The organism is Vibrio owensii (assembly GCF_002021755.1).
Lineage (GTDB): Bacteria > Pseudomonadota > Gammaproteobacteria > Enterobacterales > Vibrionaceae > Vibrio > Vibrio owensii.
The window spans coordinates 190,591-204,904 of the sequence record NZ_CP019960.1; the positions used below are offsets into that span (position 1 = coordinate 190,591).

Here is a 14,314-nt window from a genome sequence, read left to right on the forward strand (position 1 = left end):
GGCAACATTGTTAATCGTTACCCAAGCTTAATAGAGCAGTGGGGCGCAGTGTTTTAAACGCTGCTCCTTAATATGATTCCTTAGTCATAAGGCCAGAGCCCACAAGGCTCGATTCGGTAAATAAATTGTTCAATTTCCGAATTTTCGCATTGACGGCAATGACAAGGATCGCAATACTGCGCGACTGTTTTACTTTAGGGTGACATTATGGCTCCGCAATCTAATCGAAAAGACTTACATCTAGACGCTGTTTTACATCATGACATGAACATGAAAAGCAAAACGGCGGGCTTTGAGTCTGTCGAATTTGAGCATTGCGCATTGCCTGAATGTGACTTTAACGCCATCGATCTTTCGAGCGAGTTTCTTGGCCATTCATTAACGCTGCCGTTTTTGATCAGTTCAATGACGGGTGGCGCAAAAGATGCAGAGATCATCAACTGTCGTTTGGCAGAAGCGGCCAGTGAAATGGGCATTGCGATGGGAGTTGGCTCGCAGCGCGTGAGCCTAGAAGACAGCCTACATTCAGGTTTGGGCAAAACCATTCGTGATCTTGCGAAAGGCGTGCCTTTGTATTCCAACTTAGGGGCCGCTCAACTGAGAGACAAACAACGCCTCGACAACGCCCAACGTGCAGTCGACTTTATCCAAGCGGACGCTTTATTTGTGCATCTCAACCCTATGCAAGAAGCCTTTCAGCAGAATGGTGACCATGATTGGATTGGTGTGCTCAAATCGATTGAACAGTTAAAACAGCGCGTCGATGTCCCGGTGATCATCAAAGAGGTTGGCTTTGGCATTAGTGGTGCAGTAGCCAAGCAGCTTGTTGACGCTGGAGTGGATGCAATTGATGTTGCGGGCGCTGGTGGCACGAGTTGGTCTGCGGTTGAAGGTTATTGTCAGACAGACAACAAGATGCAGCGCGCTGCGGAGCTATTTCGTGACTGGGGCATTCCTACGGCTAAGTGTTTAGAGCAAATCCACGCTCAATACCCTAACTTACCTTTAATTGCGTCTGGTGGCGTGCATAACGGCTTAGAAGCGGCCAAAGCGATACACCTTGGTGCTAGCCTTGTTGGGCAAGCTGGTGCGGTATTAAAAGCCGCGACGATTAGCACGCAATCTGTCGTCGACCACTTTGAACAAATGGCATTAGAGTTACGTTTGGCGTGCTTTGGTACAGGTTCTGCGAATCTCCAAGCATTGACTCAAGCTCGCCGTCTTTAGCGTCAATCAGACCTAGAGCTCTTCTAGGTCTCGGACAAATTCTAAAACTTAAACCTACAAAACAGTTTTGGACTATTCGTCCTGATAGCGATAGCTCTGCAAGGTTTTTACTAGAGCTTGCAAAACCGGGCCCATACCTCGGGTTCGAGAGACTAAACATCCAACTGTCGTGAGCCAGCCATCAAATTCGTGCGCAACGGGCAGAGCAACGAGCTTACCGCTCTCAATCTCATTGCTGACCACTCTTTCTGGCAATAATCCCCAACCAACGTTTTGACACGCTAAGTCGGTCAGCGTCTGATGCGAATTAGCGAACCATAACTGAGTGCTGATAGCGTAACTGAACCACAGTTCTTTCCTTTGTGCACTGCGCAGTACCAGTTGGCGATGGGCTTTGAGCTCCGCATCATGAACCACCGACAGCTGTGCCAATGGGTGAGAAGGCGAAGCCACAGTGAGAAAACGAGTGTGCCCGAGGGTAAAGAAATCCATGTCCATTTTTAGCTCACCATCAGCCAACACGATACCCACTTGCGCTTTTCCTTTGCGAATCAGCTCTTCTACATCGAATGTTGGTGCGGTAATGATATCGAACTGCGTAATAGGGAATTGGTCAGCCAAGCTAGCAAATTGCGCCAGTAGCGATTGGTTGATAAGAGATTCATCCACCGCAATCACTAGCTCGTGTTCGTAGGCTTGCTCTAATGACTCGACTTTTTGGTCGAAGAATTTCTGTTGATGCAGAATGGACTGAGCGATGGGCAATAAGGCTTTACCGTTATCTGTGAGTGTCGGTGTATTTTTCTCTCGATTGAACAACTCTTGGTTAATTGCGATCTCAAGGTTAGCGACAGATTGGCTTACACCTGATTGTGCGCGCTTTAGTTTTCTTGCCGCTGCGGAGAAAGAACCTGTTTCGCACACGGTGACAAAGATTTTGAGTTGTTCAAAGCTGTACATTTAAATACCTAAAGAGAATTTGGATGAGACTCATCCAGAAAGCCTAGTTGTAAGCTATCACTATTCGTGATGGTTGTTAACTTTCCCTTCGTTATCACGCTGTCATAATCGCCGCCACTTAACTTGTTCCATGTGAAGTTGTGAGGTTTTTATGGGAGCGTTAGAGCGTGTGTTTCACGCCGTATTATTTGAAGTATTGGCAATCAGTTTATCCATTATTGGTTTGGCATTGTTTACGGATCATGAAGTCAGTGCATTATCAGGAACCATGATAGTCGTTGCGACCATTGCGATGATTTGGAATTTTATCTTCAACTGGATATTTGATCGCTTTGCGACAGGGGCAAAAGAGAAACGCACAATCCGACTTCGAATCGTACACGTGGTGTTGTTTGAAGCAGGCCTGTTATTTGCCACCATTCCGGCGATGGCGTGGATGCTAAAAGTCAGTATGTGGGAAGCGTTTGTCATGGACGTGGGCGTGACGATTTTCATTACCCTGTATGCGTTTGTCTTCAATTACATCTATGATCATGTTCGAGCGTTTATGATGAGACGTCGAATGGCAACTTCGGTGCAGTTAGGCTGATTTAAGGGAATTTCGTCACTTTTACGGAGCGTGAGTCGATAAATTGTCGTTGGCTTAACACGAGCACTGATATTTTGGGTATAGTTCATTCATCAATTGAAAGTGGAACCTAAATTTATGAAAAAACTGGTAATGCTACTGCTAGCGGCAACAGCGCTAACGGCATGTTCTGACGAAGTGGGTACAGAAGCTTGGTGTAAAGACATGCGCGAAAAGCCAAAGACAGAATGGACAACAGACAACGCGGTTGATTTCGCGAAGCACTGTGTTCTGCAAGATGGCATCGGTAGCGAGCAGTGGTGTAAGAACCTAAAAGACAAGCCGAAAGGTGAGTGGACGGCAAACGAAGCGACAGACTTTGCTAAGCACTGTGTGTTCTAAATTGACCGAACAAAAATGAGAAAGCCGAGCACTATGCTCGGCTTTCTTGTATTTGAAGGTCATCAACACCGACACTAACATCGATATCTACGTCGGTGACCTTTTGTAGAGTCGGCTCAACGGCATTCTTATGGGTTCTCTTGGTGACGTTCTTTTGTAGCAAGAGGTTATTTGGGTAAGTCGAAAAGTCGCCGTCTTCATGTTTTATCAAGGTGTGAAACAAACGAATGTCTATGATCATCCCTTCAATTCCTGCGCCATCATCAATACGAATGTTATCGCCTACACGGTAAGGGAAAACGAAGAAGATAAGAAAGCTAGCGGTGATGTTGCTCAGAATTGACCACTGAGCAATAAAGCTCACACCTAGAACGGTAAACACAGAAGAAAGGAAGATCGAAAAATTCCCATAGCCAATACCACTCACGAGCAAAAACGTAGCAAATAAGAAGACGAACAACAAAATGTTCACCGTTCTGGTAATGAATAAAATTCTTGGTGGTTTGACTTTTTTATTCCGCGCTAACGTAGTGAGTGCTTTCGTCGCGATCTTACTGAAGATTTGATAAGCCAAAATGAAAATCAGACCGAGCAGTATGTCGTAGTCACTCAGGATTTGTAGAAGTTGTTCAATCGATGACAGCATTACGTTCTCCTCTTTATAGGGCGAGTGTACGGTCAACCATCAGAAAAAGCGTCAAGTCTCTCTCAGCAAAAAATCATATCTCCCTCATGCTATTTTATAAGCCAAAGAAACCGTTTCTTTTGGTACGAATTTCTCACCTTTGGTGGTTTTTGGTTTGTTTAAAGTAATGAAATTGAAGTGTTTATTTGTTTTATATTTTCTTTATCTTTTTCTAAGTGCTTTGTGATGTGGTTATGAAACGGGTGAATACAATAGCCTTCCTCTGATTAACCACAACCTTGGAGAAAGTGATGACACTTATCGCGATCAAATTGCTTTACGTGTTCTACAAAGCAATGAAAAGACGCTACTCATAATTGCGTCATTAGGGAACAACTCACCCAAAGCACCTAAGAACGGAATACAGACTTCCCCATGTTAGAGAGGGGATTTGAGCGCAAGGTAGTGCCTGCTTAGGAGAGAGTGGATATTGAATAACTATTCTTTCGTACTTTGCACAGAGAACTTAAATAATGAATCTCGACTACTTTATCGCCTTCGGCACGTTACTCATGTTAGAACTCATTCTGGGTGTCGATAACATCGTCTTTATTACCATCATGACGGAGCGTCTTCCTGCTCATTTGCGTCAACGCGTACGTAATCTCGGTATCGGTTTAGCAGTGTTAAACCGCATTGCACTGGTCTTTTCGGTATCTTGGTTGCTGTCTTGGAAAGAACCGTTTGTCGAATACCAAGGGGTATCACTCTCTTGTAATGATCTTATCTTTATTGTCGGCGGTGCATTCCTGTTGTTTAAAGGCATCAAAGAGCTTTGGGCGTGGGTCGTGCCTATTGAAACGCCACCACATCAATTCTTTGCTGGGCAAGTTGGCACGGTAATATTGCAGATTATTGCGGTGGACGCGGTGTTTTCTCTCGATTCGTTGATTATCGCGGCGAGCCTAACGCAGGACATCACCATTCTTGCTGGCGTGATCATCTCTTCAAGCGTGATTCTGATGTTGATGGCGAATAAAGTTCAGGCTGTAATTACTCGCCATCCGGGATTGAAAGTGCTCGCGCTGCTATTCCTCATTGTATTAGGTGCGCTGCTGATTGTTGAAGGGTTGGGGCTGAACATCGATAAGCACTACGTTTACAGTGCGCTCGCGTTTGGTTTGCTGCTTGAGCTATGCCATATCTTAATCAGCCGACAACCTTCTTCTCGACGTGTGGCAGGACAATATTTCTAAACTTTAATGCGAAGCTAACCACTATGGGTTAGCTTCGCTTTTTACGCTTTGCAATTCTTTAATCATGGTGTCCAAGTTGCTGTCAAAGAACAATGGACCCGCAAGTTTCAGTGCAATTGGCGACGACGTATTTTGTGTCGCTTGCAAATACAGTTCTTTTGCCCCACTTGTATGACCGCGAGCTTCTTCCGCTTTCGCTAGTAATAGATAGGTTAAGGACGTTTGCTGATTGTACGGAATCGACAGCAGTATTTGTGATGCCTTATCTGGGTTATCTTCCGACAGCGCCAAGATTGCGTTGGCTTCACACACTCTTGGGTTATTCCCTCGCTTCAACACCTCGGACAAAGAAGAAGAGTATTCTTTGTTCAGTGTTTCAATTACTTGCTTCTTATTCGCTTCATCTTTTGCAAATACTCTCATGACTTCACCAATGTAGCTTACCGAAATGGTGTAGGCATTATCTGGTGCGAGGGCTTTTGCTTGGCGAAAATACGCCATCGCATTCTCATAGCCAGCGTTGTTGTACAAAGCCCCCGTCCCAGACATCAAGGCTTTTACTGCTTCTGGATCTTTAGGGAAGATCGACACATTGTGTTCCAACTCTTCTTCCGGCACTTCAATGTACATCGCGCGCAGCATGTCATCGATCATGGATGGGAAAGTTTGATGAAACCGTTCAAAGTTGGTCGAGTAACGACGATTCAAATGAGTCTGCCCCGATACGCGATTGTGATACTGGAACAACAAACGCAGCTTTTTACCGTCGCTGCTCTTGCTGGTGGAGATGTTGAACTCTACGGCGGCGAGTTTTCTGTGTTCTTTAGATTTGACCACACGAATATTGCTGTAAAACCCAATGTGTTCCATGAACTTAATGACGATACCGTACAATTCTGGTCGTGCTTTCACATCCTCACTGACATTCAATACTGCATAACGAAATTCGTAATGGCTCAAGTGCCCGGTGCGAACATCAGGGTTCGGTTTTGAGTCGTTTGCGCTAAACAGTAAAAATGCCGCCTGAATAAGAACAATCAAAGAAAGTGCACCAATTAAGATGGGGTGTTTGCTCTTTTTAGGGTGGGATTTAACGGCCTCTACCGAAGGTTTCGAGGCTTCAGTTTGCGACTCTTCCTCTTCAATCACCTGATCTTCAGGTTTCTGTATCGCGATTTTTTCCAGTTTTACTTCGCCATCAAATCGATACCCACGCTTTGGTACGGTGACGATGTAGCTGCATTCCTGTTGGCTGTGCTTTTTCAGTACTTTTCTGAGTTCAAATACCGCTTGAGTGACCACTTGATCGGTCAATACACTGCCGCCCCACACTTGCTCGATAAGTTCATCACGCGTGTGAGTCAGTCCTGGGTTCAGACACAAGAACTCAAGCAACTTTGAGAGACGGTTATCAATCGTAATGCATGAGTCAGCAAACTGTATTTGCCCCTCATTGGGCACAAAACGCCACTCATCTACGATAAAACTGATGTTTTTGTCAGGCATTCACGCTCGCTCTTCTATTTTTTATTCATCTCATTGAGTAAATGTAGTCTCAATTGAATGATTTTGCTGACAATTTAAAGCGCGAGTAACGTGATTTTCTACACATTTCGTTATTGGAATGCCGATTTCTGCTCTCAACCTCTAGTGCTTTCCTTTTTACCTAGGAAATCAACACTGAATGGAAGAAAAGTTCCAATTAATTTGGTTGTTTTACCTTCTGTTTTGATGTTTAAGTTTATGTATTTATTGGTTTTATATTTTGTTTATATGCCAGTGATGAAGTTTTATTAACTGCTGAGCTTTACGTTATGTCACAGCGGCGAAAACACAGGATGATGCATCCCATACCGCAAGTGAGGGGCGAGCTTCTTAAAAGAGAAAAGGCGCAACGTTCTCTGGAGTCACTTGCAATAAGGAAATAAAAAATCGATGCATGAGCATCACGTACTGAAGGATTAGGGAATGTTAGTCAACCTTTTATATTGAGAGTTATTAAGAAATGAAACTGAACAAATTTATTCTTCCAATCGCTGCTATCTTCTTTGCTACACAAGCTGCTGCTAACCCATACATTGGTGCTAGCTACCTATATTCTGAATACCAAGTAAAGAACGAGAACACAGACTTTAGTGATCAAAACAGCGGTTACAACCTTTACATCGGTTACCAGTTTAATGACCTACTATCGATTGAAGGTGGATATGCAGATTTCATCGATACGCACAAAGACTTCGAGCACATCTATTCTGATGCTTGGTTAGCAAGTGCGAAACTAACACTACCAATCACTATTTTCGACGTTTACGGTCGTGTCGGTATGGGTCACTTCCAAACTAACCTTGGTGACACGAACGACATCTACTACGGCGTAGGTGCTGGTGTGACATTGGGCCCAGCTCGCGTTGCACTTGAGTACACCATGTACGAAGCAAAAGTTGTTGAGAACAGCTACGCGCTAAGTGCAGAGTTCCGCTTCTAAAAAAAAGCAACGACTTGTCCTAGTTGTTTTCCACTGCGCTTATGGAAGAGTGCGGTGGTTTTCTTCGTTCCATTTTTGCAAACCTGACTTACTTGTCTTTATTTCGTCGTGTTGGACTGGCATGGTGATTCGGTAACTGACATTCCAATAAAGAGAAGGACTTAACAATGGAAGTACTCAAAGGCTCATGTCTGTGTGGCAAGGTGAAACTCGAAGTCGCGGATGAATTCAAATACATGGGCAATTGTCATTGCTCTGAATGCCGCAAATTTACCGGATCCGATTACTCCTCTGCAGGTGGCGTTGCACTGGATAAACTGATTGTGATCGAGGGCGCGGAACACATTCAAACCTATCAGAAGAGCGCCAATACCGAACTCTCATTCTGCCGTCACTGCGGCTCTAGCCTTTATTCGAAAAAGAACAACGGTATCGTCAATGTGCGCTTGGGTATTCTTGATGATGTGCCTTCCCATAAGCCAAGCTTCCATATTTTTGTCGCATCCAAAGCGCCTTGGAATGACATTACTGATGACCTCAAGCAATTCGAAGCCGAACCCAAGCTATAAGCCGGTTTGAGACTGAGCATCGTACCAAATCAGAAAGCATTTAAAGTTGTGAGATAGAGCCACTCAAATGAGTGGCTTTTTGCTTTTGAGTGGCAGTAATATCCGACACTATACGGATACGGTTAAATAACATCGACAGATTTTGGGAGAACATCAGTGAGCGAAGAATACAACCAAGCCATCTCTAAGCATTACGCGGCTTATCGTCCGCCGCTGCATCAAGTCATCCTACAAGCCAATTTAGGTGTGTTACCCCAGTTCCAGTTGGGATTAGATATTGGCTGCGGTACGGGCGTATCAACACTGGCATTGGCTAAATACTGTCAGCAACTGCATGGTGTGGATCCGAGCACGTCAATGATTGAGCAAACCAAACCATCAGCAGGAATTGAGTATCATGTCGGCGATGGTGAGCATGTGCCATTACCAGACAACAGTGTGGATGTCGTGACGTTTGCTGGCTCACTTTCTTACGCAAAGTCTGCGGCTTTGGTGACTGAGCTTCAACGCGTTTGCCAATCTGCAGCGCACGTTGTGGTGTACGATTTTGAAGTGCTGTTAGAAAAGCCCCTAGAGCTATTAGGCATAGAGATGGAGCTGACGGAATCCAACTATGACCACGCTATCAACTTCAGTGATTGTGACGCTTTCCAAGCGATGAAGGTTTACAAAGAGACCGTAGAGCTAGAAGTCAGCGCTGAAGAGCTGGCGCATGTGCTGTTTTCTTCTTCAAAGCGTTACAACAAGTTGGTTGAAGAATTCTCAGGAGATGACCCATTCGCAAACGCTGTTGAGGCTTTGAAGCACCTTAGCCAAAAACACGTTATTCAAGCCGATACCTATTTCGCGATGTACCAGATAAATGCGTGAAGTTCACGCCAATTAATGACTTACCAAGGCCGCTATCACAGTGGCCTTTTTGTTCCGTGAAACTGTGAAATACGCTCCGTTTTTCTTTTGTATGTGAATTTGCGGTCAGATTTTGAGTAACTGTTTCATCTGTAAGTAAATCCAAAGGAAAGTGCGGTCAAACTCTAATTTTGGGGGTAGGGGCTTGTGATAGGCTCACTTCAATTATGGAGCAGAATCACCATCAAATTAGCAAGCCTTTCTATTTGAGCACCGGGATGCTGCCTATTTCCAGATCTGCACTGTTACCTTAGGACCCCATTATGGCGAAAGCACTAAAAATCGAATCTGGTCGTTACCTGAATATGGACCAAGTTGTTACGTTCGAACTCAGCCATGATTCCATCAAAATTACGTCGACGGTCGAGTCTTTTGCTCATGTGTATATCGGCATTGATGGTAAAACAGAATACGCCGATTGCTTTGTCTCGGTACAAGACTTTCACCGAATTAAACGTGAACTGTGTGACTACATGGGTATCGACGAGCCAACGCTATTAATTGACTGATCACTCAAAAATGACAACAAAATTACAAGTACAGTATGCGGTGTTGCAACTTGTAGTCTAACTTTTAACAACCACTGGCTAGGGTGAGCAATAACACGGCGGCGAAGATCGTCCGTTCACCAAATACAATAAGGGACGTTATGTCTGATAAATACATCTCAATGATCCAGGACTTTTTTCATGTGTTCGAAGCACTGAACCAATACGTCTTGGATTCCTACGGTGAATTGGCAGCGTGGGAAACTCAATTGGTGAGGCTTGATATTGACCAAGGTGATAAAGAAAAGTCGTATGACGTCGCGCAAGTCGCGAGCATGCTTAACTTTTCGGAAGACGCAGTAAAATCATTCTTAGTGGTATACAGCTTCTTAAGTAATAACCTTTACGATCTCATTGGTAATCGTGAGTACGAAGATTGGGGTACGGACGGCAACAGCCTGCAAGTCGAGTATTCTGATCTGACGATCGAATCATTTGATGCAGACCAAATTGCTCCGCTGATGGAACGTCGCGTCTACTTCGAATGGACGTTTGATGCATTACAACGTACCTACGATGAAATGATGGCAATCAGCCACGGAAGAATTGCCTGACAGGTTTAATGTTTACTTAAACACCTGAGTAAACACTAAAGCAAATACAAAAGCCGCTCATTCGTAGCGGCTTTGTTTTTGGGGCTTTCAAACGTTTCTGTTTCCTCTTCTTACAACTCTTGAATTAAAATCTATCGGCTAATCACGTATTGTGATGATTAGCGATTTACTTGTTAGAAGAACAAATATGAAAAAGACAATCTCAACAATGGTTTTAGCAATGGCACTTGTCGGCTGTGATGACGCAAGCAAAGCCATTGACCAAGCACAAGAAGCCGCAAACAAAGCGATTGATACGGTTCAAGAGCAGATGGATTCAGTAGAAGAAGCGTTTAACCTAGACCAATTTGGTGATGCTGCGGAATCTGCAGAAGAACTTGCGGCATCGGTTGAAGAAGCAATGAATGTGGATTTCAGTGACCCTGAAGCGCTTATTGAAGCGAAAGAACACATTGCCAATGCGTACGCTTGTTTGGTGGAAGCGTCTTCTGAATCGACAGTGGATAAGGTGATGGACAAAGTGATGTCATCTATCGGCAGCGAAGAAACCAAGTCTCTGATTGAAGAAGGCATCGAGAAAGCACAAGCAGCAAAAGAGTGCGTGATGTAATCACTCTCAGCGAATCAAACCGATGAAAAAGGGGATAGTGATATCCCCTTTGTTGTTTCTGTGTGTTGTTTTTATCTGTCGTTGTTTCTACGCTGTGCGAGCTCTACTCGCTTTTCAGCTCTTGCTGGAAGTAATCCATACAAAGCTGCTGAGCTTCCGGCTTAATACTGACTTGCTCGTTCTTTCGCAGCGATAGATACAGCTCTACGATCTTTTCAAATGCAGGAATCAGCGCTTCTCGCTCTGGCATTGCGACGGTTTGTTTTAGCTGCGCCGTAAACGCAGGCATGCGTGATTCAATTTTTCTCACGCCAGAGGGAGTTAATCCTTGTTGTTTCAGGGCTAATGGTGATATCGCAACAGAGCGCAGGAACGACAAGAATTCCGCGGCCTCAAAGTATTCCCCACGCGCAATCTTGGTTGCGCCGTAATGAACCCAAATCCAAAAGCGGTCTTCAATCCATTGTGGATCAGGTTGAGGGTAGTGAGGCTCTGCAGTCTCGAAGACTTGCGATAGCTGCCCGTCACGTTCCCAAAGCACTTTGGTGTCATCAACACGAGTCGCAGCATCGGGTAAAGATACAAATTTGAAATCGACATGAATCGCATCTGGCGCGTAGATTGCGATCACCAATCTTGGCTCTCCCACGTGTTCGCCAGTGAAAGCCGCGACTTGGCCTTCTACTTGGTCGATAAGTGCAAAGCGCTCTGCCATTACCGAGTCAAAATCTTCAGGATTGATGGCGATGACCAAATCCAAATCACTGTATTTGTCCATAGAGTCAGAGGCGTAAGAGCCACTTGCACCAATGCCAAGAATACGTGGGTCAGCAGTAAATACCGCAAGAATTTTACTTAGAAGCTGTTCATGAGTTTGAGGAAGCGTGCTTGAGAATTTCATATTTTACCTATTAATCATGGTTGATATTAGAACCATCAGCAGGATGGTTAGTGCGGTAAAATTAGCGCAGCATTACAATATGGCGTGAAGCATCTTAAGAAGCAACAAAAACCGCCCAAAATTGAACGGTTTTTGATATGGGCTGTGAATTACTTCAGCGAGTTATGGTGCATAAATTGCTCGTCGATGCCTTTTAGTTTCATTTCATCCATGATGAAGTTCACTGTGTTCAACAAACGCTGTTCGCCTTTCGGAATAAGGTAGCCAAACTGACCTTTGGTGAACGGGTCTTCACAGCGAGCCGCTTCTAAACGCTCGTCCGTGACTTGATAGAACAGGCCTTCTGGCGTTTCGGTTACCATCACGTCGACTTTACCTGTTGCAACAGCTTTCGGTACGTCTAAGTTATTTTCGAAACGAGTAAAGCTGGCCTTTTGTAAATTAGCATCGGCGAAGGCTTCGTTTGTACCGCCAATATTCACGCCCACACGCACTGAAGCCTGATTTACTTTGTCTATTGTGTTGTATTGCTCGGCTTTCCCTTTAGCGACCAAGAAGCACTTACCAAACGTCATGTAACCTTGGGTTTGTTCTGCATTCAGTTGGCGTTGCATTTTGCGGGTAATACCGCCCATGGCGATGTCGTACTTATCTTGGTTCAGGTCGGTCAGAAGATCTTTCCAACTTGTGCGAACAATTTCTAACTCTACGCCGAGCTGTTTCGCGACGTGCTTCGCGACATCAATATCGTAACCAGAGTAGGTCTTGCCATCATAGTAAGAAAACGGTTTGTAATCGCCCGTGGTTCCGACACGTAATGTGCCTGATTTTTGGATATCTTCCAGCTTATCGGCTTGGGCGACACCGGAAAGCGCCATTGCTACGGAAGCAAGTAAAAGTGTTGTTTTTTTCATTGTCGTTGTTTGATGTGTTGTGTTTGTTTGAACACTCAAAGTAACAGGAAGTATCAGAAAAAGAGATCAAACCAATAAGAAAAAACACGATATTGAAGAAAAAAATAGCGACATTGAATGTGATTGCATTTGCTAATTTATACGTATGAAAAGCAAACTTTTTCTTATGAATGGCAGAGCGTTATGAATCGAGTTCACCCTAAAAAGTTACTTCGCAGCAAATGGACTGCGACAGAGCCGGTAAACAAAGAGAAGCACTTCATCATTTCAGAAATGGAGTTTGATGAAGAAGGCAATGTCGTGAGATGCGTGATTGAAGCGGTTATGACCAAGCGAGAGCGCGAGCTAGATTGGCATGATTTGAAAGACACGCAACAATGGCGACAAGGATGGAAATAACCATGGTGTGAGGAGCAAAAACGAGATGGAGTTAGAAAAGTCACCAAAATCAATAGGCTCGTGGTAGAGACTTTGCTATTAATTGATGAGTGATTTTATTTACATTCTAAGGTAACGCCATGATCGATTTCGAAAACTCATCGATATTCAAACTCAAGCCAATTGAAATCTCAAAGGTGCGCGATGATTTCCACAAATTCTTAATTGATGGAGAAAGCATTTTCGCTGGCTTCAAAACGGTACGTGATCAAGTGGTGTTCACCAACAAGCGCGTTATCGCAGCGAACGTGCAAGGGATTACAGGTTCAAAAGTGGACTACACCTCTCTGCCATACAGCAAGATTAATGCATTCTCGATTGAAACCTCAGGCACGCTAGATCTGGACTGTGAGATTGAATTGTTCCTCAGTGAAGTAGGGCGAGTGCGCTTTGAAATCAGAGGCTCTTTTGATCTAGTCTCGTTCAACAAGATGATCAGCGAACGCGTACTGGCTTAAATATCAGCCCAGAAACGAAAAGGAACGCCAAAGACAAGGAGTCAACATGGCCAAACAAATGGTATCGAAAGAGAAGCACAGCAAACCGAGCTCAACATTTTTGGCCATATTAGGGTTCACGGCAGGTGTTCTCTTTTATTTGATGATTCGGTAGTCCGATACAGAACACTTCAAAGCCCATCTATCACTTTCAAAGGAAGCTATTATTGCTTCCTTTTTTCATTTCTTTCATATGGTTATCAGAGGCACGTTTGCTAAGTATTTGATGGTCAACACTACTATTACGATTCTCGTTGGAGCCATGATGGGATGGACGATGCTATGTTGGACATTTGGCGCTCTAAACTTTCAAAAGAAACATGCTGATACCCGTTTTCTTGTCTACTTGAATAAGGTCTTGTGGTACGTGCTTTTGATTGCACACCCGATCATCATTTACTGTTCTTGGAAGGCATGGCTGACATTTTCTGAGGCGCTGTTTCCTCTGTTGATTTGTCATGTGCTGTTTGGCGTCATTTTTGCCCGAGACGTCGGTACCGAATGATGCGTAACAATCACACCAAAAAGAAGAAATACAGAAAGCAGACGAACGCTAGTAGCGTTGCTGAAAGTACTGGGTAGATGATGTAAGAATCGTGGTTGCTGGTGCGCTGGTAGCAAAAAGAGACCAGCAAGATGTTATAGAGCACGAGCAACAAGCTAATCATGGTGCCGCTGTTGAGATTGAGGCTTGATAACTGAGTGAGAAAAAACGCCAGCAATAGGTAGTCGAAAATGATCAGCCAGAGAAAGGCTTTTTTAAGCGAGTCATTTTTTGATTTATTGGGCGCGGGTACGGGCATATCGAACTCAACTAAACAAATTTCAGCAATATTATCGTTGGGAATAAA

General features: G+C 44.3%; 18 protein-coding genes. 12 read left to right on the top strand and 6 right to left on the bottom strand.

Going from position 1 to position 14,314, the window contains the following annotated elements:
* The first annotated feature begins 207 nt into the window (after window positions 1-207).
* Window positions 208-1,227 (top strand): type 2 isopentenyl-diphosphate Delta-isomerase, encoded by a 1,020-nt coding sequence (gene fni, locus A9237_RS17480; protein WP_078608835.1) that lies wholly within the window; start codon window positions 208-210, stop codon window positions 1,225-1,227.
* A 72-nt stretch (window positions 1,228-1,299) separates the two neighbouring features.
* Here the strand turns inward: fni and A9237_RS17485 are convergent, their stop codons facing one another.
* The gene (locus tag A9237_RS17485) at window positions 1,300-2,187 is read right to left on the bottom strand and encodes a LysR family transcriptional regulator (protein WP_041054086.1); all 888 of its coding nucleotides are present in this window, start codon (window positions 2,185-2,187) and stop codon (window positions 1,300-1,302) included.
* A gap of 151 nt (window positions 2,188-2,338) precedes the next feature.
* Between A9237_RS17485 and A9237_RS17490 the strand changes: the two genes are divergently transcribed.
* Both A9237_RS17490 and A9237_RS17495 read left to right on the top strand, forming a co-directional pair.
* Window positions 2,339-2,776, top strand: coding sequence for a PACE efflux transporter (locus A9237_RS17490; protein WP_020195742.1), 438 nt, complete (start codon window positions 2,339-2,341; stop codon window positions 2,774-2,776).
* A 117-nt stretch (window positions 2,777-2,893) separates the two neighbouring features.
* Entirely contained in the window at window positions 2,894-3,157 is a 264-nt protein-coding gene (locus A9237_RS17495; RefSeq protein ID WP_005435930.1) for a DUF3012 domain-containing protein, read from the top strand.
* Window positions 3,158-3,188: 31 nt separating this feature from the next.
* On the opposite strand, the gene A9237_RS17500 is transcribed toward A9237_RS17495, so the two are convergent.
* Complete coding sequence (locus tag A9237_RS17500; protein WP_078608836.1) at window positions 3,189-3,803, bottom strand: mechanosensitive ion channel domain-containing protein; 615 nt, start codon at window positions 3,801-3,803, stop codon at window positions 3,189-3,191.
* 512 nt (window positions 3,804-4,315) lie between these two features.
* On the opposite strand from A9237_RS17500, the gene A9237_RS17505 reads away from it, so the two are divergent.
* A complete protein-coding gene (locus tag A9237_RS17505; protein ID WP_009705022.1) occupies window positions 4,316-5,038 on the top strand; it encodes a TerC family protein in 723 nt (240 codons plus the stop codon).
* Window positions 5,039-5,059: 21 nt separating this feature from the next.
* Here A9237_RS17505 and A9237_RS17510 read toward each other — a convergent pair whose 3' ends face one another.
* Window positions 5,060-6,544: a winged helix-turn-helix domain-containing protein gene (locus A9237_RS17510; RefSeq protein WP_078608837.1), complete on the bottom strand. Its 1,485-nt coding sequence runs from the start codon at window positions 6,542-6,544 to the stop codon at window positions 5,060-5,062.
* 499 nt (window positions 6,545-7,043) lie between these two features.
* On the opposite strand from A9237_RS17510, the gene A9237_RS17515 reads away from it, so the two are divergent.
* The 6 genes from A9237_RS17515 (at window position 7,044) to A9237_RS17540 (ending at window position 10,713) form a co-directional block, all read left to right on the top strand.
* Complete coding sequence (locus A9237_RS17515) at window positions 7,044-7,523, top strand: porin (protein ID WP_009705020.1); 480 nt, start codon at window positions 7,044-7,046, stop codon at window positions 7,521-7,523.
* Between the two features lie 167 nt (window positions 7,524-7,690).
* On the top strand, window positions 7,691-8,092 hold the full coding sequence (locus tag A9237_RS17520; RefSeq protein WP_005435931.1) for a GFA family protein: 402 nt from the start codon (window positions 7,691-7,693) through the stop codon (window positions 8,090-8,092).
* 156 nt (window positions 8,093-8,248) lie between these two features.
* Window positions 8,249-8,962 (top strand): class I SAM-dependent methyltransferase, encoded by a 714-nt coding sequence (locus tag A9237_RS17525; RefSeq protein ID WP_078608838.1) that lies wholly within the window; start codon window positions 8,249-8,251, stop codon window positions 8,960-8,962.
* A 302-nt stretch (window positions 8,963-9,264) separates the two neighbouring features.
* Window positions 9,265-9,510, top strand: coding sequence for a hypothetical protein (locus A9237_RS17530; RefSeq protein ID WP_005435933.1), 246 nt, complete (start codon window positions 9,265-9,267; stop codon window positions 9,508-9,510).
* Between the two features lie 140 nt (window positions 9,511-9,650).
* Window positions 9,651-10,103, top strand: a complete 453-nt coding sequence (locus A9237_RS17535; protein WP_009705016.1) for a hypothetical protein — start codon at window positions 9,651-9,653, stop codon at window positions 10,101-10,103.
* Between the two features lie 187 nt (window positions 10,104-10,290).
* Window positions 10,291-10,713: a hypothetical protein gene (locus A9237_RS17540; protein ID WP_009705015.1), complete on the top strand. Its 423-nt coding sequence runs from the start codon at window positions 10,291-10,293 to the stop codon at window positions 10,711-10,713.
* Window positions 10,714-10,816: 103 nt separating this feature from the next.
* Here A9237_RS17540 and A9237_RS17545 read toward each other — a convergent pair whose 3' ends face one another.
* Both A9237_RS17545 and A9237_RS17550 read right to left on the bottom strand, forming a co-directional pair.
* Complete coding sequence (locus A9237_RS17545) at window positions 10,817-11,614, bottom strand: aminoglycoside 6-adenylyltransferase (RefSeq protein WP_078608839.1); 798 nt, start codon at window positions 11,612-11,614, stop codon at window positions 10,817-10,819.
* Between the two features lie 149 nt (window positions 11,615-11,763).
* Window positions 11,764-12,528 (bottom strand): transporter substrate-binding domain-containing protein, encoded by a 765-nt coding sequence (locus A9237_RS17550; protein WP_009705012.1) that lies wholly within the window; start codon window positions 12,526-12,528, stop codon window positions 11,764-11,766.
* A gap of 183 nt (window positions 12,529-12,711) precedes the next feature.
* Here A9237_RS17550 and A9237_RS17555 point away from each other — a divergent pair, with 183 nt between their 5' ends.
* Together A9237_RS17555 and A9237_RS17560 are read left to right on the top strand one after the other, a co-directional pair.
* Entirely contained in the window at window positions 12,712-12,927 is a 216-nt protein-coding gene (locus tag A9237_RS17555) for a TIGR02450 family Trp-rich protein (RefSeq protein WP_005435943.1), read from the top strand.
* A 119-nt stretch (window positions 12,928-13,046) separates the two neighbouring features.
* Window positions 13,047-13,424, top strand: a complete 378-nt coding sequence (locus A9237_RS17560) for a PH domain-containing protein (protein WP_005435945.1) — start codon at window positions 13,047-13,049, stop codon at window positions 13,422-13,424.
* Between the two features lie 554 nt (window positions 13,425-13,978).
* Here the strand turns inward: A9237_RS17560 and A9237_RS17570 are convergent.
* Complete coding sequence (locus tag A9237_RS17570; RefSeq protein WP_005435947.1) at window positions 13,979-14,266, bottom strand: hypothetical protein; 288 nt, start codon at window positions 14,264-14,266, stop codon at window positions 13,979-13,981.
* Window positions 14,267-14,314: the final 48 nt, after the last annotated feature.

What these genes read in the sequence shown, in the direction of transcription:
- fni (WP_078608835.1), top strand. Translation starts at nt 208, where the DNA reads ATGGCTCCGCAATCTAATCGAAAAGACTTACATCTAGACGCTGTTTTA.
- A9237_RS17485 (WP_041054086.1), bottom strand. Translation starts at nt 2,187, where the DNA reads ATGTACAGCTTTGAACAACTCAAAATCTTTGTCACCGTGTGCGAAACA.
- A9237_RS17490 (WP_020195742.1), top strand. Translation starts at nt 2,339, where the DNA reads ATGGGAGCGTTAGAGCGTGTGTTTCACGCCGTATTATTTGAAGTATTG.
- A9237_RS17495 (WP_005435930.1), top strand. Translation starts at nt 2,894, where the DNA reads ATGAAAAAACTGGTAATGCTACTGCTAGCGGCAACAGCGCTAACGGCA.
- A9237_RS17500 (WP_078608836.1), bottom strand. Translation starts at nt 3,803, where the DNA reads ATGCTGTCATCGATTGAACAACTTCTACAAATCCTGAGTGACTACGAC.
- A9237_RS17505 (WP_009705022.1), top strand. Translation starts at nt 4,316, where the DNA reads ATGAATCTCGACTACTTTATCGCCTTCGGCACGTTACTCATGTTAGAA.
- A9237_RS17510 (WP_078608837.1), bottom strand. Translation starts at nt 6,544, where the DNA reads ATGCCTGACAAAAACATCAGTTTTATCGTAGATGAGTGGCGTTTTGTG.
- A9237_RS17515 (WP_009705020.1), top strand. Translation starts at nt 7,044, where the DNA reads ATGAAACTGAACAAATTTATTCTTCCAATCGCTGCTATCTTCTTTGCT.
- A9237_RS17520 (WP_005435931.1), top strand. Translation starts at nt 7,691, where the DNA reads ATGGAAGTACTCAAAGGCTCATGTCTGTGTGGCAAGGTGAAACTCGAA.
- A9237_RS17530 (WP_005435933.1), top strand. Translation starts at nt 9,265, where the DNA reads ATGGCGAAAGCACTAAAAATCGAATCTGGTCGTTACCTGAATATGGAC.
- A9237_RS17535 (WP_009705016.1), top strand. Translation starts at nt 9,651, where the DNA reads ATGTCTGATAAATACATCTCAATGATCCAGGACTTTTTTCATGTGTTC.
- A9237_RS17540 (WP_009705015.1), top strand. Translation starts at nt 10,291, where the DNA reads ATGAAAAAGACAATCTCAACAATGGTTTTAGCAATGGCACTTGTCGGC.
- A9237_RS17545 (WP_078608839.1), bottom strand. Translation starts at nt 11,614, where the DNA reads ATGAAATTCTCAAGCACGCTTCCTCAAACTCATGAACAGCTTCTAAGT.
- A9237_RS17550 (WP_009705012.1), bottom strand. Translation starts at nt 12,528, where the DNA reads ATGAAAAAAACAACACTTTTACTTGCTTCCGTAGCAATGGCGCTTTCC.
- A9237_RS17555 (WP_005435943.1), top strand. Translation starts at nt 12,712, where the DNA reads ATGAATCGAGTTCACCCTAAAAAGTTACTTCGCAGCAAATGGACTGCG.
- A9237_RS17560 (WP_005435945.1), top strand. Translation starts at nt 13,047, where the DNA reads ATGATCGATTTCGAAAACTCATCGATATTCAAACTCAAGCCAATTGAA.
- A9237_RS17570 (WP_005435947.1), bottom strand. Translation starts at nt 14,266, where the DNA reads ATGCCCGTACCCGCGCCCAATAAATCAAAAAATGACTCGCTTAAAAAA.